This is a genomic window from Virgibacillus dakarensis, from assembly GCF_900155625.1.
Lineage (GTDB): Bacteria > Bacillota > Bacilli > Bacillales > Amphibacillaceae > Lentibacillus_C > Lentibacillus_C populi.
Map to the genome: position 1 here is coordinate 723,219 of NZ_LT732554.1, position 22,008 is coordinate 745,226.

Genomic DNA, 22,008 nt, shown 5'->3' on the forward strand with positions numbered 1-22,008 from the left:
CTCCAATAATTTATGAAAAAACAGCCAAATCCTCTGCAATCAATGGTATACTATTAGAAATTTTCGGGGGAGGTTAATGGTATGGATTACGTAATCCGTAGTATGCAAAAAGAAGATATTCCTTACGTTCAACATGTCGCGAAAACAAGCTGGAACAGTACGTATGAAGGGATCATACCACGAAAAGTTCAGGAAAATTTCCTGCAGGCAGCTTATAATGACGATCGGATGGAAATGCGATTGCAACGTTCTTTTCTATACGTAGCTAAGGTTGATGGGAAAATTGCTGGCTTTGTAAAATTTTCTCCAGTTAATGAAGAGGGAAAGGCTGAGCTTGGTGCCATCTATTTACTTCCAGCGCACCAGGGAAACGGCATAGGATCCGCATTGCTGAAAAGGGGGAATAGAGGAACTGGAGAATTTTAAAGAAGTTTATATCAGCGTTGAAAAAGACAATGAAATCGGAAAAAGTTTTTATCTGGCAAAAGGGTTCAAAATTATTTCCGAGTTTGAGGATAACTTTGATGGCCATATTTTAAAGACAATCCGCATGGTTCTGCATATATAAAGCTCGCCTTTGCAGCGAGCTTTATTTTTGTTAGTCGACATTTCCCGGGAAATATCGACAAAACTATTTCCTATTTTTCTGCTTTTTCATATAACACATCAAAGTGGTTTACCATTTCAAAATCCAAATCCGTCAATCCTTTTGCCCGCCAAGAGGTAATCTTCAATGTGACAGCTTTATAGTCGATCGAAATAAACGGATGATGCTGCTTGCTCTCTGCATACTCGGCAATTTGGTCAACAAACCGTACCCCTGCCAGGAAGTTTTTGAAATGATATTTCCGGGCTATCCATTTTTCATCAAGTCGTTTCCATTTCGGTAATTGTTCAAGTTCTTGTTTAATTTGTTCTTCATTCAAACGTTCCATATTTCCATCTCCTTTCTAATTTTATAGTTTCGATCTTGCTGTTGCTGTTACATTTAGTTTAACAAATCCAGATGCGAAATTCTCTCCTTATCACTCCCAATCAACCGGAAAAAACTTATGCACACCTTATCCACAGGTATTTGTGCATAAGTGTGTGGAAAAATCAGTTTTCACCGTATATAATTCAGGATTAATTCGATGACTTTTTAAAATGTAGTTTGGGTTCGGTGATTTTTATAAGTTATTCGGCGGTTTTCCTTCCTAGTTCAGTGAAAGTATCAGATCGTTCAGTGAATTTTGACTAAACTTCAGTACCTTTTGAACAAACTTCAGTATCCAGCCAGGAACCGTACCCATTACCATAAAAAGGGGGCCTCCGTGACCAGGCCACGAATCAGAGTGATGTCTTCTCGCATTGCTCAAGCACCAACAAACAAAATTCAGCATCCACCCCGCCCCAGCCTGCCAACCAAAAGAGGACGCTCCACACCTAATCCGCGGAGCATCCTCAATCAATATTACTGCATCTGCACTCTATGCAAATGCGCAAATATCCCTTCCCGTTTTAACAATTCTTCGTGATTTCCTTCCTCCTCAATACCGTTTTTCGTTACAACCATAATCCGATCCGCATTTTTAATTGTTGCTAGACGATGGGCGATGATAAGTGTTGTTCGGTCTTTAGCCAGTTCTGTTAGTGCTTGCTGAATAATCATTTCCGTTTCCGTGTCAAGTGCGGATGTTGCTTCATCCAAAATCAGGATTGGCGGATTTTTCAGGAACATCCTGGCAATAGCAATCCGCTGCTTTTGCCCGCCAGATAGCTTCAACCCTCGTTCGCCGACCTGTGTTTCATAGCCATCAGGAAGTTCATTAATAAATTCTTCCATATGGGCCCGCCTTGCAGCTTCCTCAATTTCCTCGTTCGTTGCGTCAAGCTTCCCATATGCAATGTTTTCCCGTAGTGTGCCGGTAAATAAAAACACATCCTGCTGCACAATGCCGATTTGGCGGCGCAGAGACTCTTTGGTCATATCGCGAAGATCGATTCCATCAATGGTTATGCGGCCGGCGTCAACGTCATAAAACCTTGGTATCAGGGAACAAATGGTTGTCTTTCCAGCACCTGAGGGCCCAACAAAGGCAATCGTTTCACCAGCGTTAATGGCAAAGCTGAGTGATGTTAGCACCGGTGCTTTCGTTTTTTCATAGCCAAATGTTACACGATCAAATAAAATATCGCCCTTTAAAAATGAGACGTTTTGAGCTCCTTCACGGTCAACTACTTCCGGGGAAATTGCCAGCAGATCGGTAAACCGTTTAAAACCTGCCATGCCTTTTGGATATAATTCAAGCAAGGCACTGATTTTTTCAATCGGTTTAAATAATACGTTTGCAAACAGAACAAATGCTACCAACTCACCCATTTCCAGCTTGTCATTAAATGTTAGCCATGACCCGAAAACGAGAACAACTAATACAATAAAACGCATCATCATGTAGATATTGGAGTTGACGAATGCCATTACTTTATAGGCACCGACTTTTGCTTTGCGGAAACTGTAATTATTTTTTGTAAATCGCTTCATCTCAAATTTCTCATTGGTAAATGACTGGACAACCCGAACACCGGAAACCGCATCTTCCACACGTGCGTTTACATCCGCTATATCGTGATACATCTTGCGCCAGGCCTTGCTCATCTTAATATTACTGTAAGCAATCAGCCAAATTAATATCGGTACAATGATTAAAATAATCACCGACAGTTGAAAGTTAATGTTAAACATTAGTAAAAAGGCACCGACAAACGTCATGATTGCAATGAAAAAGTCTTCCGGCCCATGGTGGGCAAGCTCACCAATATCAAATAAATCATTTGTTATCCGACTCATGATATGTCCGGTTTTTGTATTATCAAAAAAGCGAAATGACTGTTTTTGTACATGGTTGAATAATTGCTGCCGCATATCGGTTTCAATATTGACACCAAGCTTATGTCCCCAATACGTAACAATATATTGTAAAAATGTGCTCAGTAAATAAACTGCCAACAGCCCAATACTGACAAGTACAATCAGATTCCAGTCGCCACTTGGCAACAGCTTGTCAATAAATGACTGTACAGCTACCGGAAAAGCCAATTCCAGGAGAGCAACAATAACAGCACAGGAAAAGTCAATCAAAAATAACCGCCGATGAGGTTTATAATAAGAGAAAAAATTTCTAATCACACGCTGCACTTCCTTTTTGCCTTACACGTTTGTTCTTTACATATACCGGAATTATACGTGTTGCTTGTCTACTTGGCAACAGGAATGCACTTTTTGGCAAAAATCAGGTAAAAAATACACCAAATGCTTGTCAAGGTTGTCTTATCCCTTGCATATATATGTAAAAAGTAACCTGGAGGTGTACCAAAATGAGAAAACTACCAATGATTAATTGGATTTGCTATGCTGTTGGTTATGTTTTTATAGCCACTGGGATAATGAAACTGCTGGTTGACGATTTCAAGGTAGTCTTTAGTAACCTGGCTATACCGTATCCGAATTCATTCTTATTTATCGTGGCTATTACCGAGATTGTATGCGGCACTCTGATTGTCAGCCGTCTCTATATGAAGCAGGCTACCGCACCACTTATTTTTATCATGCTGGCAGCACTCTTTCTTACCAAAATCCCAATTCTTACAACAAATCATGGGTTTCTTTCCTTCCTGTATGAGGCAAGACTTGACATTGTCATGCTTATTTTATTAATTTTGCTTTGGCAGCATGTGCCAGGAAAGAAATTGAATTAGGTTTCAACTTTGAAACGTTGCCCACCAATAAGAGTGTTTATAGGTATTAAATCACTGTATAACCGCTTCCTGACCATACCGGAAGCGGGAATTCCATTCTTTAATTAAAAAATTAACATGTAAATAACAAGTTATCCACAAACTTATCCACATATGCACAAAAGTTCGCTTTTATGCCAACCTATATTCATAAACAAAACTGCTCCAACTATCGGAGCAGTTTCTCTAACTAGCGCTGTTCACCTAATTTTATTGATGTTGATTGTTTTTTACCATCCCGGTAATACGTAATGTCTACAGTATCACCAATTTTCTTTTCATGGTACAGGATTTTCCTCAGGTCGATCATATTGAGGACTTCTTCTCCATCAAGATGGGTGATCACATCCAACCGTTTTAATCCTGCCTGGTCAGCTGGGGACATCGGTTCGATACTCCAGATATAAACTCCGCCTTCTACCTCTTTTGGTAAATTAAGCGTACTTTCCCACTCTGTTTGTGGTACTTCGTCAAGTGAATAGATTTCAACACCTAAGTATGGTCTGGTTACTTTTCCCTTTTCCGCTAATTCATTAATAATCGGGCTTGCAGTATCGATTGGAATAGCAAAGCCAATTCCTTCGACAGCTGTTTGATTAATTTTCATCGAGTTAATACCGATCAGCTGTCCTTCGATGTTAATCAGTGCACCTCCACTATTTCCAGGGTTAATTGCAGCGTCCGTTTGCAGTACCTCCGCCTGCCAGTCTGCCCGGCCATCCTGGTTGAAATCCTGCGGTATAGTCCGTTGTTTCCCACTTATGACACCTTGGGTAACAGAACCGGAGAACCTCATTCCCAGCGGATTACCGATTGCTATGGCTGGTTCGCCAACTTTTACATTTTCAGAAGATCCCATTTCGATTACGCCATCTACCTTGTCTTCCTTCATCCGTAATACGGCCAGGTCAGAAAACAAATCACTACCTAACAGCTCTGCTTTTAGATGGGTGTCATCGGCTAAAACCACTTCTAAAGCGTCAGCACCTTCCACGACATGGTGGTTCGTAATTACATACGCATAGCCATTCTCCTTTTTGTAAATAACCCCGGATCCTGTGCCTGCTTCACTTTCCTGTGCCTGCTGCTCCCAGAAATTTCCCTGCCTTTGAATATTGGAGACTCCAACAACGGCTGGGCTGACTTTTTCCACAATATCAGTAATTTGGCTGGACACATCAATATTTACATAATTGTTTTCCGCGGTGCCATTATCCTGAGCACCATTATTATCAGGCAGATTACCACTCTGTTCTGCCTCTTCTGTCCATGCATTTGGGAGTATATCGGATTTTAATAATGATGGCAATGCCACGATCACAACGGCAATCCCAATAATAACGCCTAACAGGACTGGAACCCAGCTCCGTTTCTTCTTATTGGAACCTGGCGGCGAATTTTGATTATCGTAATAGCCCATTTTTTCATCCCCTTCATTCTACCCATATCATATGTATGATTGATAAATATGATGCACATAGGAATTGAACAATAACAACTCCATTTGATACGGATATTAGTAAACTAATTAAACAGGAGGGATTTATCTCACGTCCGGCCTCTTGTACGCAGCGGTCAGTGACTCCCTCACCTGTGTACGATAAATTGGTTTGAATTCCACTTGTGTTTTAACCAACTTCATACAATGGTGTCGGCTTATATGGATCTGTATCACATAGTTCGATCATTTTATTTACATCGAGTCCGCGTTCTTTTAATACGTTGCCAACTGACATGCGAGCAAGATCCTTCATATTATTATCTTGACTTAAATGGGCTAAATAAATACGCTTCGTCCGATTGGAAATAATATCACATAAGGCAAGTCCGCTATCTTCATTGGAAACATGCCCGGAATCACCAAGAATCCGCCGTTTCACATTCCATGGATACCGTCCCATCCGCAGCATCTCTACATCATGGTTGGCTTCAAATATATATGCATCAGCATCTTCTACTGTTTTCTTGATCCGTTCGGAAACATATCCCAAATCAGTTACAAGTGCCACCTTTTGGCCATCGTGATGGAATGTGTAAAACATTGGTTCCGCGGCATCATGGGAAACCCCGAACGATTCTACATCGATATCACCGAATGTTTTCACCTCTTCCATGTCAAAGTAGAACTTCTGATCAAGTGCCAGCTTGCCTATTGCACCTTCCATTGCTTGCCACGTCTTTTCATTGGCATATATTGGCAGGTTATACTTTCGGGCAATAATCCCTAACCCTTTTATATGGTCACTATGTTCATGTGTTACGAGAATTCCGGTTAACGTTTTCGGATCTACCTGAACCCCGCTTAGCAAATCATCCATTTTCTTCCCGCTTACCCCTGCATCAACGAGTAACCCCTCCTTTTCTGAGGCTATATAAAAGGCGTTCCCCGTACTCCCTGATGCCAGCACACTAAAACGTAATGTCATTCCACTTCACTCCGGTTAATTGTTTCTAATTTTAAATCGAGCTGATCAATGATTTCTTGAAAATCCTTATCATCCTTTATTTTTGCAAGCGAATTTTTGATAGATGTCATCGTATCTTCAAGAAATGTACTATCATCATTGGAAAAGGCAAACCCTTCGATCGCATGAATAAAATAATTTCGCTCCCCATTTACGGTAATTTTCCATGTTGGTGCGAATATTAACTCATCACTTGCCATTGGCTGGGCTGAATAATAGCCTATTTTTGCATCGGTAATTTCTTCACCGGTATGCAGCTCATACTGGTTATATAAAGCATCAATTGCCCTAATTGGTTTAATCAACGGCTTTTTACTATTATCAAAATCCTTGTTTTCCTCGCCCAGCATTGTTTGTGTATAAAACGTAATTTCATTCTTGTCATTCAAAAAAACCAGCAGCAGTCCTTTTTGATTGTAGTAGATTGGCTGATTATTTTTCTCTTGAAAGAACATAATCACATTCAGATCTTTATTCCAGCCCCAATAATCATAGCTATCCGGTGACAGAACATTATTTTTGACAATTTCTTTCACTTCATCGCTATCTTTAACCGGGATAGGCTTGTCAAATTTTGATACAATCGTTTTATCTTCAACCAGTGCTATCTTTTGATTATCAGATGCCGCAAGTTTGCTTAGATCTGTATCCGTAAAGTTCTTTTGTTTCACTGAGATATAAGATTCTTCCAGTTCTCCTTCAGGCAAGTCCGGTATTTTGATATCCTCCAATTTTAATTGCTGTTCAATAGAAGATTCCTGCTTTTCCATTACAGCAAGGTCATTCTCTTTCTGTTTATCAAGAAATTGCATCAGCAAGTAAACGTCAAGAACAAGGAAACAGAGGATAAACAGTGTTTTTATTTGACTCCATTGCATCCTCAGCCCCCCTTTTTATTCGGTGATAATTCATCAAAATTTATTTCCTGCCAGCTTCCATTATAGTTAATATACCAAGCAGGTTTTAGTGTTAAATAAAAGGATAAATCATCCTCTTCATATACCAAATGGTAACCGATTTGGATATCATCAATGTTTTCCGCTTTATAGCTTGCGTTTTCAATAAAATAGATGACATCGTTTCCGGACCGCAACTTTACTGAACTTCCACCTATTGGGGGGCTATTATAACTAAATAACGGCCGCTGGTATTTATACAGTTGCTGGTTACGCCATTCCTGTTCGATCACGGCTAAACTGCTGTTAAATACCGGATAACCATCATAATACATCCGGAAACGGACAAAATTAGTAGATGGCCTTAGTTCCTCAAGATTAAAATCTCCCGTCCAGCCTTTTTGTTCATTAATACTAGCCATGCTTGTTTCCAATAAATCAAATGCTCTCATCCGTTCGTAGTTCGTATTGAGTGGATTTACGAATTCAATGCTCCGGCCATCTTCTTTGACGCGCATTCCCCTGGCACTATCCGTATAATAAGTCTCTCCGACATTGGTGACATCACGTCTGACGATTTCCGGATTACGGAACAAGGCATCCACTAGATTATCCGGATCAATATTTTTAATCGTCAATTTCCGCTCGGTCATTTCCTGTAAATTTTTCGGTACATAAATTGGAATACCAGATTCTTTATATTGAATATATTCGCTTAACCCCTCCTGTTTTGTTAGATAAGCCCATAATTGATTATATTTTTTAGAGTTGTTAACGATCGCACTTGCCCGTCTATCTCCACTCGTTGAAAGAAATTGTATTTCCAATGATGAATCGTTTGGGTGAAACGTAATAAACACCCGTTGAAACGACCACTCTGGTAAATCAGGTTCCTCATCAAATGTAAAAAGGTCATCTGCTATTTCCATTGGCAATTCATCTGGAAATAATAATTCAATCTGATAATCGTCATCTGGTGGACCGTTTGCCTCACTTGTTTTAAAGTTGTACAGTACCCAGGACTGCATATCCTGATACAAGGATTGCCGTTCCACTGGATTGGAAAAACCATAATAACGGCTATTGATTTGAAAAATAATGTTTTTTGGCGCGACAACATCCTTCTTGGTCAAATTGCCTTGTCCACCGATATCGGCCTCGGCATAATCCATATCTCCCAAAAACTTTAAATTAGGCTTGAAACTCCAAAGTGCCAATGTTAGTAGCAAGCTAACGCCAACCAATATGACCAGAACAAACGTCTTAACCGTTTCAAATTTCATCAGCTTCCCCTCCGCTTCTGGTTCATTAGCGGAAGTGTAAAGAAAACAGTTGTTCCTTTACCTTTTTTGCTTTTTGCCCAAATTTTACCGTGGTGAGCTTCCACCAATTCTTTGGCAATCGCCAACCCTAAGCCTGTTCCGCCAAGTTTTCTCGTTCTTGCTTTATCTGCCCGGTAAAAGCGGTCAAATATTTTATCAACCTTATCATAGGAAATACCGATACCTTCATCTTGAATACTTACTACCAGCTGATGCCGCTGTTTTTCAATTCCAATACGAATGATACCACCCTCCGGGGAATATTTAATGGCATTGGAAATAATATTATCTAATACTTGTGTCATTTTATCCTTGTCCATCCAAACATAATACTGACCCTCTGGTAATTCGCGTCTTAGTTCAATTCCCTCATATGCGTTCATCTCAAACCGATCAATAATGTGATGTATGTAGGCCATAAAATCCGTTTTTTCCTTATGCAAGCCATAATCCTTATTATCCATTTTCGAAAGCTGCAATAGATCATTTACCATCCGTATCATTCGTTCTGTTTCATTTTGCGTGACACGTAAAAATTTCGGTGCTATGGTTTTATCCTTCCATGCGCCATCCGTCAACGCCTCAATATAACTGCGCATTGTCGTTAATGGTGTTCGCAGCTCATGGGAAACATTGGAGACAAATTCCCGGCGTTCCTGCTCTACCTTCTCTTGTTCTGTTACGTCACTAATTACAGTAATAAAGCCGATAACATCATCTTCATTATCCGATATCGTAGAAAAGTTGGCCCGAATCAGGAATATGTCCTGATCCTCACTCAAATCAATAACGATTGATCCACTATCAGGCAGTTCAGATAGATCTACATCTTTTTCTCCCAGTTGTAATACATCAAGTAAAAATTCGCCTTTTACATCATCAGGGTTTTCACCAATAAGCTTTGCAGCCGCTTCATTCATTAACGTAATCGCTCCCGTTCCATCCGTTGCAATAACGCCGTCTGACATATTGGATAGGACAGAGCTGAGCTTACGCCTTTCTTCTTCGATTGTCGCATACGAGTGTCTAAGCTGATCGTTCATATCGTTGAACGTTTCGGCGAGATTACCAATTTCATCAGCAGCATAGACATTTACTTTCTGGGTAAAGTCCCCTTTTGCCATCGTTTGTGCCTGCCTGCGCATTTCGGTAATTGGTTTCGTGATCGTTCTGGCAACGAGAATACCTAAAAAAGCGGAAACGATGATGGCAAGGATCGAGGCCCGCAAAAATATCTGGTTGATTTCTTCCAGCTGATCATAAACCTCTTCAAGTGAAGCTTCTAAATAAATAGCACCGACGACATCTTCTCCTACTTTAATTGGTTCCACTTTTACAAATATACGATTACCGGTAGAACTAAGCATTGTGTTTTGGTACAATGCACCATAGGAAATGGCTTTCGTAATAAGGTCATCCGTTGTTTTTTTGCCGATTTTATCCTTATCCGCGTAATTATTGGCTCCCATAACCCGTCCGACATTATTTACAACCTGTAAATTGGTAATTGCCTCTGGATCAACATTGTTAACAATATCCTGTACTTTTTCCTGGAGTGTAGGTTCTGTTCCATCTTCCTTATCGCCTCCCGAAAATGCTTCGTTCAGGTTATAAGACAAATATTCAACCCGCTTATTAACGGATTCTTTAAAATTAGTCGTCAACTGGTTTTCGAGCTCTCTGGCAAAATATGACCCAATCACTTGTACTGCAATTAATAAAAGCAGGATATAAATAATAATAAATTTTAATTGTATTGATCGGAAAAAACCGACTTTATTCATAAAACCTACTCCTCGCCAGGATTACGCAAATAATAACCAACTCCACGGCGTGTTACGATCCACACTGGATTACTTGGACTCTCCTCAATTTTTTCACGTAGTCGTCTTACCGTTACGTCAACCGTCCGTACGTCACCGAAGTAATCATAGCCCCATACTGTCTCAAGCAAATGCTCACGTGTCATAACCTGGCCAATATGGCGGGCCAAATAATGCAGCAATTCAAATTCACGATGGGTAAGTTCCACTTGTTCCCCATCACGTGTAACCGCATATGCATCCGGGTGAATGACCAAATTTCCCATAACGATATCTTTTGTCGCCTTCACCGTATCATCTGGCACATGCTGCTGCCTTCTCAGATTCGCCTTGACCCGGGCAATCAGTTCACGATTACTGAATGGCTTTGTTACATAGTCGTCCGCACCAAGCTCGAGCCCCAAAACTTTATCAATCTCTGCATCCTTTGCCGTTAACATGATAATCGGCATGGTTTGTGTTTTGCGAATTTCGCGGCATACTTCATTGCCATCCTTATTCGGAAGCATAATGTCCAATAAAACCAAATCAGGTTTTTCTGTCTCGGCAAGCTCAATTGCCTCATCCCCATCATAGGCACAAACCACCTGATAGCCTTCTTTTTCCAAGTTGAATTTCAATATATCTGCAATTGGCTGTTCATCATCCACAACTAATATCTTCTGACTCATTATCAGTCACATCCTTTTAGCGATTGTTCGAAAAAGTCCGGTAAAAATGACACATCGGGATAGGGGATCCTCAACTAAGTACCGACACGTCGTGTGTCGAACGTCGAAGTCACCACATCCTGTGAAAGCCAGTTGGCTTGTTTCTTCGCTGTTTGGCGAATAGTAGCACGATGTGAATTCGAGGAAGCTTTCCACGGTACTTTCACTACGCCGCCTCGAAACTTCCCGGTCTTTTTTATCCTCTTTTTTTAACATACTTTTTATCACACATGCTTTTGTCTATTTTACCGTACTTTGCAAGAAATGTCTTTAGTTGCAATTCTTTAATTGGAGAAACAGATGAAGGATACAGTAGAGGGTATGCCGACGCCTGAGCGCAAGCCCGTTTTTAGTCGACCTTACTTATCCGAACGAGGGGATGTTCGACTAAGAACGCCACGTCCGCATGTCTTCGTCGAACTGACCTACATCCTGTAGGCCCGACTTATCGTACACGCGTTAATGGAAAGGTGGGGAAGGAAAGAAAATCCCCACTGAATAAAGTTTCTCTTTATCTATGGCAATCGCAAAAACCAGCATTTTTTGGTAAACCAAGTATTATTCTGTTTCAATATTTTTCCTGTTATAGTAACAATTTGCAAGGTATTGCCAGTCCTCAAGAAACAGCTTCCAAAGATTGGGACGGCGCCGGACAGCTAACGGATGATAGGCTGTTGCGATTTGATACCCGTGCACATGATGGAGCGCACCCCTTAATGACTTCACATCTGCATCACGATCACGAAAAAAGGACTGTACCGCAACATTCCCTAAACAGAAAATGAAAGTGGGCTGTTTAACCTGAAGCTGCTGTTCCAAATGGTTCATACAAATCGTTCTGGCTATCTTTTTATCATAAGCTCGTACAGGTTTTCTTTTCAGGATAAATGTCACATACAAGTCATGCATAGCTAATCCGGCATGGTTTGCAGCTTTTTGCAACGTTTGCCTTGTCCCACATACAAATGGATTTCCTTCGCGGTTTTCCCTTAACCCTGGATTATCAAGGAGAATCAGGATAGGGGCATCGGGATTTCCTTCTCCCCACACCATTCGTGAACCATGCTTATAAAGACCACATTCCTTGCAAGCTTTCACATTTTCAGGTGTTGGTTCCTCCGGCCATAGAACCGGGCAAAATTCTGACATTAGTCACTCCTCCTGAATTATGGGATGATGACCTTTAGTGTACCCAATTCCGGTTTGTTTTACGGAGGCAGGAAATATCTCTCCATAATAAAATTTAAAAACTCTACCTGGCTTGTTTAAAGCCTGTAGAGTTTTTTGGCTCTCGCTATCTAATACGTCGGTTAAAGAAAAAACATGCAATATGGCGAAGAGGCTGATTTTCACGTTAACTATAAACGCTTCTTACAAGATTTGTTTGCGAGCGATCAGGCCCAACAGAAAAAATCGACAGTGGGATCTCGGAAAGCTGGGCAATTCGCTCCAAATAATGGCGAGCATTAGCCGGCAATTCGTGAAGGCTTTTTACCCCAGTAATATCCTCCGTCCAGCCTGGCATTTCTTCATAAACAGGCTCACATTCCGCTAATACAGCAAGACTTGCCGGGAATTCATTGATTATTTCGCCTTTATAGCGATATGCCACGCAAATCTTTACTGTTTCGATTCCTGTTAATACGTCTAAAGAATTAAGAGATAAATCCGTAATTCCACTGACACGGCGGGCATGACGGACAACAACACTATCAAACCAGCCAACTCGGCGCGGGCGTCCTGTCGTTGTTCCATATTCACGTCCAACCTCACGAATTTGATTGCCAATTTCGTCCTGCAGCTCTGTCGGGAACGGTCCATCACCGACACGAGTCGTATATGCTTTTGACACGCCAACAACATGATCAATTTTTGTAGGACCAACACCAGAGCCAATTGTTACACCGCCGGCAATCGGATTTGATGATGTCACAAATGGATATGTTCCTTGGTCAATGTCGAGCATGACGCCTTGAGCACCTTCAAATAATACACGGCGGCCTTCGTCCAATGCCTCATTTAATACGACTGATGTATCACATACATATTTTGCAAGCTGTTGTCCGTACTCATAATATTCTTCCAAAATATCTTCTACATTTATCGATTTTACCTCATAAACCTTTTCGAAAAGGCGATTTTTTTCTCTTAGATTTTGTTCAAGCTTGGTACGGAATACTTCTTTATCAAGCAAGTCGGCGATACGTATACCGCATCTTGCTGCCTTATCCATATAGGCAGGTCCGATTCCCTTTTTTGTTGTACCAATTTTATGAATCCCTTTATCTTCTTCCTGAAGAATATCCAATTTAATATGATACGGCAATATAATGTGTGCCCTGTTGCTAATACATAAATTGTCTGTATTAATGTTTCGTTCGTGCAAATAGGCAATTTCTTCTACAAACGCTTTTGGATCAATTACCATGCCATTTCCTAATACACATGTTTTATCCGAAAAGAAAATACCAGATGGAATTAAATGCAGCTTATACGTAATATCGTCAAACTTTATCGTATGACCAGCATTATTACCACCCTGATAACGTGCTACAACCTCTGCATTTTGGGAAAGAAAATCGGTAATTTTACCTTTGCCTTCATCTCCCCATTGTGTGCCAACTACTACTACCGAGGACATAGTCCACCTCCATATGATTATCATTTGTCTTTTTAGCAATTAACATAGCAAGTTTATCAATTAATGAATGATAAGTCAATTTAAACACGAACAATATTAGATTTATACCACTGATTGTTCGCCTAGGTTATTAAACCTTGTTTTTAGTTTCACTAGTTTCTGCATTATAATACTACAGGAACCATAAAAAACAGCCCTCGTCTTGATGAAGGCTGTTTGCTGCAAGTTTATACTGGAACGGGCGGAATATCACTTTCCTGGTAACGATGATCCAAATCAACGAATTTATTGTATTCTTTCACAAATGCAAGTTCAACGGTACCAACCGGACCGTTACGTTGTTTGGAAATAATTATCTCAATAATATTTTGTTTTTCCGACTCCTGATCATAGTAATCATCGCGATATAAGAATCCAACAATATCGGCATCCTGCTCAATACTTCCAGATTCACGCAGATCGGACATCATTGGACGTTTATCCTGGCGCTGCTCAACTCCACGGGAAAGCTGTGATAAGGCAATTAAAGGCACATTCAATTCACGGGCCAGTCCTTTTAACGAACGGGAAATCTCGGAAACTTCCTGTTGCCTGTTTTCCCGTGAATTTCCACTTCCTTGAATGAGCTGCAAATAATCAATTAAAATCATACCCAAGCCATGTTCCTGTTTTAAGCGGCGGCATTTGGAGCGAATTTCACTGACACGAATTCCTGGTGAATCGTCGATATAAATACCGGCATTTGACAAACTTCCCATCGCCATCGTCAGCTTGCTCCAATCGTCGGCCTCAAGACTGCCGGTTCTCAGTCGTTGCGCATCAATGTTTCCCTCAGCACAGAGCATCCGCTGAACAAGCTGCTCAGCACCCATTTCCAGACTGAAAATCGCTACATTTTCATCCGTATTGATGGCGACATTTTGGGCAATGTTTAGGGCAAATGCTGTTTTACCAACAGATGGACGGGCTGCAATAATGATAAGATCATTGCGTTGAAACCCTGAAGTTATCCGATCAAGGTCACGATACCCGGTTGGCACGCCCGTTACATCGCCCTGACGGTTATGGAGCATTTCAATATCATCATAAACTTGAATTAAAACATCTTTAATCGATTTAAATGCACCGGAATTTTGCCGGTGAGAAACTTCCAAAATATTTTTTTCCGCTTCGTTTAGAACATCATCAACTTCATCTTCTCTTTCGTAACCAGTTGTTACAATGTCTGTTGCCGTACGAATTAATCGCCGCAGGATGGATTTTTCTTCAACAATTTTACTGTAATAACCAATGTTAGCTGCAGTCGGAACACTTCCGGCTAAATCCGTCAAATAGGAAACACCACCAACCTCATCCAGCAGCTTTGCATTCGACAGGGCTGTTGTTACCGTTACAAGATCAATTGGTTCTCCAAGATCGGAAAGCTTCATCATTGTTTCGTAAATACGCTGATGACTAGCCCGATAAAAATCTTCCGGCATTAATATTTCCGAGCTTTGTGAAAATGCTTCCGGTTCAAGAAAGATAGCGCCAATAACTGCTTGTTCTGCTTCTATGTTGTGTGGCGGTGTTCGCTCACCATTCCAATTTTCAACCATTTGTTTCTCCCCCTCATACCGAGGTCTTCCAGTAATGTAAAGAAATCGGTTTTTACACCGATTTCTTGCAAGCAAAGTCAGCGTTCATAATGAAAAATCGGTAACCCCTTAGATTACCTTTTTTCCATTTTTATCGCTTCTGACTTCAAAATTCGCTTAATCTTTCTTATTTTTCCGCAACATGCACTTTAATCGACCCGGATACATCAGGATGGAGCTTAACAGGAATCGTTGTATAGCCCAATGCACGGATCGGTTCATCCAGTTCAATTTTGCGTTTATCAATCTTATATCCATGTTCTTTTTCTAAGGCCTCAGCAATCTGTTTACTAGTGATCGAACCAAATAAACGTCCGCTGTCACCCGATTTTGCTTTTAGTTCTACTGTAAGATCAGCAAGTGTATCCTTTAGTTCCATTGCTTCTTCTTTTTCCTTTTGTTCTTCTTGCATCGCTTTACGTTTTTTAGCCTCAAGTGCTTTCATATTTCCCTGGGTCGCTTCTTCGGCTAATTTATTTTTCAATAAATAGTTACGCGCATAGCCATCCGATACATTTTTTACTTCCCCTTTTTTGCCTTTCCCTTTTACATCTTTTAAGAATATAACCTTCATTCTGTCTCTCCTCCTCCAAAATATTCCTCAAGGATATCTTTTAATAATGCTTCTGCATCATCAATTGTTGTATCTTTTATTTGTGTCGCTGCATTTGTTAAATGGCCGCCACCATTCATTTTTTCCATGATAATCTGAACATTGACATCACCAAGGGATCTTGCGCTTATTCCAATTCTACCATCTTCCCGTTCAGAAATAACGAAAGAAGCATTAATTCCAGTCATTGTCAAAAGGGTGTCGGCTGCTTGCGCAATAAGCACGGGACCATAAACTTCGCCAGGTTTTCCTTTTGCAATTGCAATTGAATGGCGATAAACCTGCGCTCGTTCGATTAACTTGCTGCGCTTGATATATAATTTTAAATCCTCTTTCATAAATTGCTGCACCAATACAGTATCCGCACCCTTTGATCGTAAATAGGAGGCTGCATCAAAGGTTCTTGAGCCAGTTCGCAATGTAAAACTTTTTGTATCAACAATAATACCCGCGAGCAGTGCAGAGGCCTCCAGCATTTTAAGCTTCAGCGTTTTGGGCTGGTATTCCAGAAGTTCTGTGACAAGTTCTGCTGTGGATGATGCATATGGCTCCATGTAAACTAGTGTTGGATTTTCTACAAATTCCTCAGCGCGCCGGTGATGATCAATTACTACTTTAAAGTCTGTTTTATTTAGCAGTCGCTCATCAGCCACCATTGAAGGTTTGTGTGTGTCAACAACAACAACCAAGCTCCTGCTTGATAGGAGTGCTTCTGCTTCATCCGGTTCAATAAAATGCTTCCATAAACTTTCTTCCGCTTTAATTGCATCAACTAACCGATAAACCCCTGTATCGACATCATCAGGATCAAACACAATATAGCCCTCTACTTCATTGGCTTTTGCAATATTCAAAATCCCAATCGCAGCACCGATCGAATCCATATCAGGCGATTTATGTCCCATTATTATCACATTGTCACTTTCTTTTACAAGCTCTTTTAACGCATGAGAAATAACACGCGCACGTACTCTGGTGCGTTTTTCCATGGGATTGGTTTTCCCACCATAAAAGCGCACCTTCCCTAAGTCGTCTTTGATTGCTACCTGATCTCCACCCCGTCCCAGCGCTAGATCAAGACTGGATTGAGCCAGTTCTCCAAGCGCTGGAAGTGTCATGCCGCCATACCCAACCCCGATGCTTATCGTAACCGGTACATTTTGTTCTGCATTAAGTTCCCTGACTTCATCCAAAATATCGAACTTGGATTGTTCCAATTTCCTTAAAATTTCCTTGGTGGCAACTGCTAAAAATCGTTCCTGCGATGTTCGCTTTAAATAGATTCCATAAGCATGCGACCAGCTGTTTAAAGCGGAGGTAACCTTGGAATTCAGTTGACTCTTCAAGGTATCATCCATGTTTTGGGTGATTTCTTCATAGTTGTCTAAAAAGATAATTGCTAAAACCGTTTGCTCATTTTGGTAAAGTGTTTGAATTTTATTCTGTTCGGTTCGGTCAAAGAAATATAATAATCGTTCTTCCTTTTTGATAACTGTTTGAAACTCATAGCCTTCCAACTCAAAGCCTACTTCATCTTTTCCTTCTTTAATCATTGGCATCAGGTCTTCGGACAGTAAATTCAGATGTTTGCCGACCAATGTATCTTCATCAGCAAAACGATTCATATACGGATTTGCCCATTCAATAAAGTAGTCTTCGTTATACAGGACAATTCCAATTGGCATTTCCAATAACGCTTCTTCCCCTACCTTTTTAATTCGATGGGAGAGCGTTGCGATATATTCTTCTGTTTCATTTATAATTGTCTTTTCTGTTTGTATACTATAATAAAAGGACGCAGCCAAAAACAGTGTCATTAACAGTCCTAATATCCATTGATAATACCATATCACACCAAGCAAAATGATTGATAATAAATAAATAATCCATAAATGCCTGCTAAGTGCCGGTTTTTTTTGCAAATCTGTCATAGAATTCACTCCATAACCTTAATAGTGTGTGTTCAAAAAGTTGCCATATTAGAAACAGGCAAGCGCCCGAGTCCACTGCTTATCATTTGGTAACTTTTTGAACATCCTCTATTTCGAACTCTATTTCTTTTCCTCTGAAATTCGATCCCGCAGCCGAAAACCTATATCAATTATACCTAAGATGCGAACCAGATAAAGCAGAAATGGTACAAATACAGCTAAAATTACACTCAAAATCGGTAATACTCTTGATTTGTTTTTCTGGTGTGCAAAAAAGAAGATTAGTGAAAACCCTTGGATAACCATTAATAATCCCGCCAGCATTAAAACATTACTAACCGCCAGGAATAGTGTTCCGTTCGGATCCAATTCAAAAAACGAAAAAATTAACGCGAAAAAGTAAATCCAGACAAGTGACACCGGAAGCGTCAAATTACGAAATGGCGGAAACTTGTAATCCTTGTTTTCCAATCGATTGATCACCTTATAGCTGAGCCATTGACTCACCAAGGCAAGTATAATACTAATAACTGCAATCCCGACTGGTATTAAATTCTTTAGCATATCCATTTGCTGTTCTACAAGTGCTAATTGTTCAGCAGCTTGATCGGTAAGGCCAAACTGTTCCATCAATTTCTGACTCTGCTCCATTGATTGGTCAATCATTGCATTGATTTGTTCTACGATATTGACATCAAGCACAAGTTGACTTATTAAAAAGAGCAATACCAATCCAATTACGAATCCCACTGTTCCACGTGCCCACGTTTCATAGGCGGACAAATTTCTGTACATCGCACTGCCAATCATAATTCCGCCAAGCCCCATTAACACAGTTATTGGAGCGGAAAATACTGTAGTAAATAAAGCCGATAGGATAAGGGTCGCTACCAGCACTAATAATGAAGGCTTCCAATCATATCTGGAAGCAAAGACAATAAACGGAATTGGCAAAAGGAGCATAGCTAAAACGCCAATTAAAGGCGCCAGCATCGCTACCAGAAATAGAACAATATAGATAGCCGTAAATAGTGCTCCCTCTGTCAACATTTTAGATCGATTCATTAATTGCACCTCTTATATGTTATATCCTTATTAATCCTATTATAATATGATAACATTTTTTATAGACAATTTGGTGTTGAAAATTGTAGAAATAATTATTTCCCGGGCAATTGCAGTAATTAGTCAGGGAAGGTCAATTTGTTTTTGTTGCCATTTTTACTGAATATGTCGAGAATAAACGTAGCAGGGAGTTTTCTGCTGGACGTTAGTATGGAAAAAAAGTTAACAATGATGTAATATTCACCCTAGTTTTGCAGAACCTCTAATCAATCGCTAACCCGTAATCATTGATTTTATTGATGATTACGGGTGTTTTTATTTTATTTTATTGTCATATTTATGTTGACTATGGTTGTATATAACGATATAATGGTAGTATACATAAGGAATCGACAAGAAGGAGGTGCGTGGATGTTTCTCAAAAAAGTGAAAAACAAAAGAACGGGTCGTACTTATTTGTCCATTGTTCATGGCTATCGTGACAAGGTTACCAAAAAATCAAAGTCCAAAACGATTGAATCCCTTGGGTATCTTGATGAATTGGAAAAAAAGTACGATGATCCAATTGCCTTTTTTGAAACAAAGGTAAAACAGATGAATCAACAACAAAATGAAGATAAGTTCACGATGACCTTTCGCGTCAGTAATGAGGATAGGCTCGAAAAGGATGAATCCAACCGAAAGAACTTTGGCTATGCCGCGTTAAGTAAGATCTATCACGAGCTTGGCATCCATACCTTTCTTACAAATCGTCAGCGCCATATCAAAAGTGGCTACGATGCGAACAGCATTATGAAACTTCTTGTATTTGCCCGATTACTTTATCCTGGCTCCAAAAAGAAAACATACGAAAACAAGGACACGTTCTTTGAAAATACTAATTTCTCGTTGGATGATGTCTATCGGTGCTTACCCTTCTTCAACAAACATAAAGATGCACTACAATTATGGATTCATGAACGGATAAAGGAACAATATGACCGAAATACAAGCCTTGTCTATTATGATGTGACAAATTATTACTTTGAAATTGATGATCCTGATGATTTACGAAAAAAGGGAGTTTCTAAAGAACACCGCCCCGATCCAATTGTTCAGATGGGATTATTTATAGACACGAACGGTATTCCCATTACATACGGTCTTCATCCAGGAAACATGCTTGACAAACAAACGTTAATCCCGATGCTTGGAAATATCCAACGTCATTTCTCACTTGGTCGGACAATTGTAGTGGCAGATAAAGGAATGACTACTGGTGACAATATTTGGTACACCCTTTCGGCCAAAAATGGATACGTCCTTAGTTATTCTGTCCGTGGTGCCAATAAGAAATTCAAAGATTATGTCCTTGATCAGAATAATTACCGCACTATTGGTAAAGGTTTCAAAATCAAATCAAGGCTCTATCCACGAGAGATTACCGTCACATCAAGAAATGGGAAGAAACTGAAGAAAAGAGTCGATGAAAAACAAGTTATTTTCTATAGCGAAAAATATGCACAGAAAGCAAAAGCAGATCGTGCTCCTGCGCTGAAAAAGGCGAAAGATCTTATCGATTCTCCTTCTAGGTTTAATAAGGCGACATCTGTTGGTGCTGCCAAATACGTGAAAAATTTGACCTTTGACAAGAAAACAGGCGAGATACTGAAAGATGCCAAAGAGGCACTGCTTCTTGATGAAGAAAAGCTAAGAAAGGAAGAAGCATTTGACGGTTATTATGCCATCATAACCAGTGAGTTTGAAGAATCGGATGAGCGAATCATTGAAATATATAGAGGTCTCTGGAAAATAGAAGAATCATTCAGAGTGACTAAAAGCGATTTGGAAAGCCGACCGGTATACCTATCAAGACCGGAACATATTGAAGCCCATTTCCTTACTTGTTTCGTATCACTCGTAATTGCACGGGTACTGGAACATCGCCTGAAAGGAAAACATTCCATTACAGCTATAATAGAAAGCCTGAAAAAGGCATCGTGTAGCCATATCCAGGAAAATTACTATCTGTTTGATCATTATGACGAAATACTTGCAGCTATTGGAAAAGAATTAAATTTAGATTTTGGGAAGAAATACATGTCTCTAGGGGAAATTAAAAAAATTTTAGGTGAGGTCAAAAAGGGGTAGAAAACACAACAACTTTATGACAAACAGAAACAGCCAAGAAACCAGTATTCACATAGATTCAAGGCTGTTTTTTCATCAATTCAACTGCAAAATTCAGGATATGATAACATTTTTTATAGACAATTTGGTGTTGAAAATTGTAGAAATAATTATTTCCCGGGCAATTGCAGTAATTAGTCAGGGAAGGTCAATTTGTTTTTGTTGCCATTTTTACTGAATATGTCGAGAATAAACGTAGCAGGGAGTTTTCTGCTGGACGTTAGTATGGAAAAAAAGTTAACAATGATGTAATATTCATAAAGCGCATTTTCCAACGTTTTTTATTATAATTGGGGAGATGTTATATTTAAAAGGATAATTCTGAACGAGTGGAGACGGAATAGTATCAGCTCAGATTCTATTTACCCGCAAACAGCTGATATTCGCTGAAATCAGCGTTTAAGCTTTGTTCATTATAAGGATGGATTTATATGATCTTTCTGGAAGCATTACGAACTAGTATTAGATTGCCAGCTAAAAAGGCAATATTTAGATTAAACCGAATTGGTATGGATATTACTGTAGTGTATATGTTTATTCTGCTAATACTTGTCTCTATTCCATCATTAATCGACCGGTTATCCGTATCCAGCGGTACAGCCGCCGATGTACAGCTGTTTTTTTTACTGATGTATTTTTTTATTTTCTATTATCTCCCATTAGTAATCTTTGTATTTGTTGTGCTTTCTGCAGTTGCTTATGTTGGTGTACTCATCAGCCGCGCTCTATACCGGAAAATCCGTTTCGCGATATTGTGGAAAATGTGCGCTTATACGACAACTATGCCCTTTCTAATTTATACCGTTGTCGCCCTTATTATCCCGATAAATGACAATTGGTTATGGTTATTCCTGTTGTATACCTTTATTTTAATGATAAAAATAATTATTGTTTATCCGAGACGGAAAAAACGGCCAGGTCGAAAATGACTAAACCATCTGATAATGCCCCCTACAAAA

17 protein-coding genes and 1 pseudogene are annotated in these 22,008 nt (G+C 39.8%); 4 read left to right on the forward strand and 14 right to left on the reverse strand.

The features are described 5' to 3' along the window. Nucleotides 1-81 precede the first annotated feature (81 nt). Nucleotides 82-568 (forward strand): annotated as a pseudogene (locus CZ382_RS13135) (N-acetyltransferase family protein). Between the two features lie 70 nt (nucleotides 569-638). Here CZ382_RS13135 and CZ382_RS13140 read toward each other — a convergent pair. Then, the gene (locus tag CZ382_RS13140) at nucleotides 639-935 is read right to left on the reverse strand and encodes a 4a-hydroxytetrahydrobiopterin dehydratase (RefSeq protein ID WP_088051664.1); all 297 of its coding nucleotides are present in this window, start codon (nucleotides 933-935) and stop codon (nucleotides 639-641) included. A gap of 518 nt (nucleotides 936-1,453) precedes the next feature. Next, nucleotides 1,454-3,169 carry an ABC transporter ATP-binding protein gene (locus CZ382_RS13145; RefSeq protein ID WP_088051665.1) on the reverse strand — a complete coding sequence of 572 codons (1,716 nt, stop codon included), beginning with the start codon at nucleotides 3,167-3,169 and terminating at the stop codon, nucleotides 1,454-1,456. Between the two features lie 188 nt (nucleotides 3,170-3,357). On the opposite strand from CZ382_RS13145, the gene CZ382_RS13150 reads away from it, so the two are divergent. Continuing rightward, nucleotides 3,358-3,738 (forward strand): DoxX family protein, encoded by a 381-nt coding sequence (locus CZ382_RS13150; RefSeq protein ID WP_088051666.1) that lies wholly within the window; start codon nucleotides 3,358-3,360, stop codon nucleotides 3,736-3,738. Between the two features lie 229 nt (nucleotides 3,739-3,967). On the opposite strand, the gene CZ382_RS13155 is transcribed toward CZ382_RS13150, so the two are convergent. From CZ382_RS13155 to CZ382_RS13215, 12 genes are all read right to left on the reverse strand, one after another. Beyond that, complete coding sequence (locus CZ382_RS13155) at nucleotides 3,968-5,197, reverse strand: S1C family serine protease (protein ID WP_088051667.1); 1,230 nt, start codon at nucleotides 5,195-5,197, stop codon at nucleotides 3,968-3,970. 208 nt (nucleotides 5,198-5,405) lie between these two features. Continuing rightward, nucleotides 5,406-6,203 carry an MBL fold metallo-hydrolase gene (locus CZ382_RS13160; RefSeq protein WP_088051668.1) on the reverse strand — a complete coding sequence of 266 codons (798 nt, stop codon included), beginning with the start codon at nucleotides 6,201-6,203 and terminating at the stop codon, nucleotides 5,406-5,408. Next, nucleotides 6,200-7,120: a two-component system regulatory protein YycI gene (locus tag CZ382_RS13165; protein WP_088051669.1), complete on the reverse strand. Its 921-nt coding sequence runs from the start codon at nucleotides 7,118-7,120 to the stop codon at nucleotides 6,200-6,202. The genes CZ382_RS13160 and CZ382_RS13165 overlap by 4 nt, the downstream gene beginning before the upstream one ends. Nucleotides 7,121-7,122: 2 nt before the next feature. After that, the gene (locus CZ382_RS13170; protein WP_088051670.1) at nucleotides 7,123-8,421 is read right to left on the reverse strand and encodes a YycH family regulatory protein; all 1,299 of its coding nucleotides are present in this window, start codon (nucleotides 8,419-8,421) and stop codon (nucleotides 7,123-7,125) included. Continuing rightward, nucleotides 8,421-10,244 carry a cell wall metabolism sensor histidine kinase WalK gene (gene walK, locus CZ382_RS13175; protein ID WP_088051671.1) on the reverse strand — a complete coding sequence of 608 codons (1,824 nt, stop codon included), beginning with the start codon at nucleotides 10,242-10,244 and terminating at the stop codon, nucleotides 8,421-8,423. Before walK ends, CZ382_RS13170 begins: the two co-directional genes overlap by 1 nt. A 5-nt stretch (nucleotides 10,245-10,249) precedes the next feature. Then, entirely contained in the window at nucleotides 10,250-10,954 is a 705-nt protein-coding gene (gene yycF / locus CZ382_RS13180; protein ID WP_088051672.1) for a response regulator YycF, read from the reverse strand. A gap of 597 nt (nucleotides 10,955-11,551) precedes the next feature. Beyond that, nucleotides 11,552-12,142 carry a uracil-DNA glycosylase gene (locus CZ382_RS13185; RefSeq protein WP_088051673.1) on the reverse strand — a complete coding sequence of 197 codons (591 nt, stop codon included), beginning with the start codon at nucleotides 12,140-12,142 and terminating at the stop codon, nucleotides 11,552-11,554. Nucleotides 12,143-12,347: 205 nt separating this feature from the next. Beyond that, nucleotides 12,348-13,634 carry an adenylosuccinate synthase gene (locus CZ382_RS13195; protein WP_088051675.1) on the reverse strand — a complete coding sequence of 429 codons (1,287 nt, stop codon included), beginning with the start codon at nucleotides 13,632-13,634 and terminating at the stop codon, nucleotides 12,348-12,350. 227 nt (nucleotides 13,635-13,861) lie between these two features. Further along, nucleotides 13,862-15,232 carry a replicative DNA helicase gene (gene dnaB / locus CZ382_RS13200; RefSeq protein WP_088051676.1) on the reverse strand — a complete coding sequence of 457 codons (1,371 nt, stop codon included), beginning with the start codon at nucleotides 15,230-15,232 and terminating at the stop codon, nucleotides 13,862-13,864. A 166-nt stretch (nucleotides 15,233-15,398) separates the two neighbouring features. Beyond that, on the reverse strand, nucleotides 15,399-15,845 hold the full coding sequence (gene rplI / locus CZ382_RS13205; protein WP_088051677.1) for a 50S ribosomal protein L9: 447 nt from the start codon (nucleotides 15,843-15,845) through the stop codon (nucleotides 15,399-15,401). Next, nucleotides 15,842-17,815, reverse strand: coding sequence for a DHH family phosphoesterase (locus CZ382_RS13210; protein ID WP_088051678.1), 1,974 nt, complete (start codon nucleotides 17,813-17,815; stop codon nucleotides 15,842-15,844). The genes rplI and CZ382_RS13210 overlap by 4 nt, the downstream gene beginning before the upstream one ends. 120 nt (nucleotides 17,816-17,935) lie before the next feature. Beyond that, nucleotides 17,936-18,880, reverse strand: coding sequence for a YybS family protein (locus tag CZ382_RS13215; protein ID WP_088051679.1), 945 nt, complete (start codon nucleotides 18,878-18,880; stop codon nucleotides 17,936-17,938). 411 nt (nucleotides 18,881-19,291) lie between these two features. Between CZ382_RS13215 and CZ382_RS13220 the strand changes: the two genes are divergently transcribed. Both CZ382_RS13220 and CZ382_RS13225 read left to right on the forward strand, forming a co-directional pair. After that, nucleotides 19,292-21,010, forward strand: coding sequence for an IS1634 family transposase (locus CZ382_RS13220; RefSeq protein WP_088049902.1), 1,719 nt, complete (start codon nucleotides 19,292-19,294; stop codon nucleotides 21,008-21,010). A 470-nt stretch (nucleotides 21,011-21,480) separates the two neighbouring features. Further along, on the forward strand, nucleotides 21,481-21,978 hold the full coding sequence (locus CZ382_RS13225) for a DUF1189 family protein (RefSeq protein WP_088051680.1): 498 nt from the start codon (nucleotides 21,481-21,483) through the stop codon (nucleotides 21,976-21,978). Nucleotides 21,979-22,008: the final 30 nt, after the last annotated feature.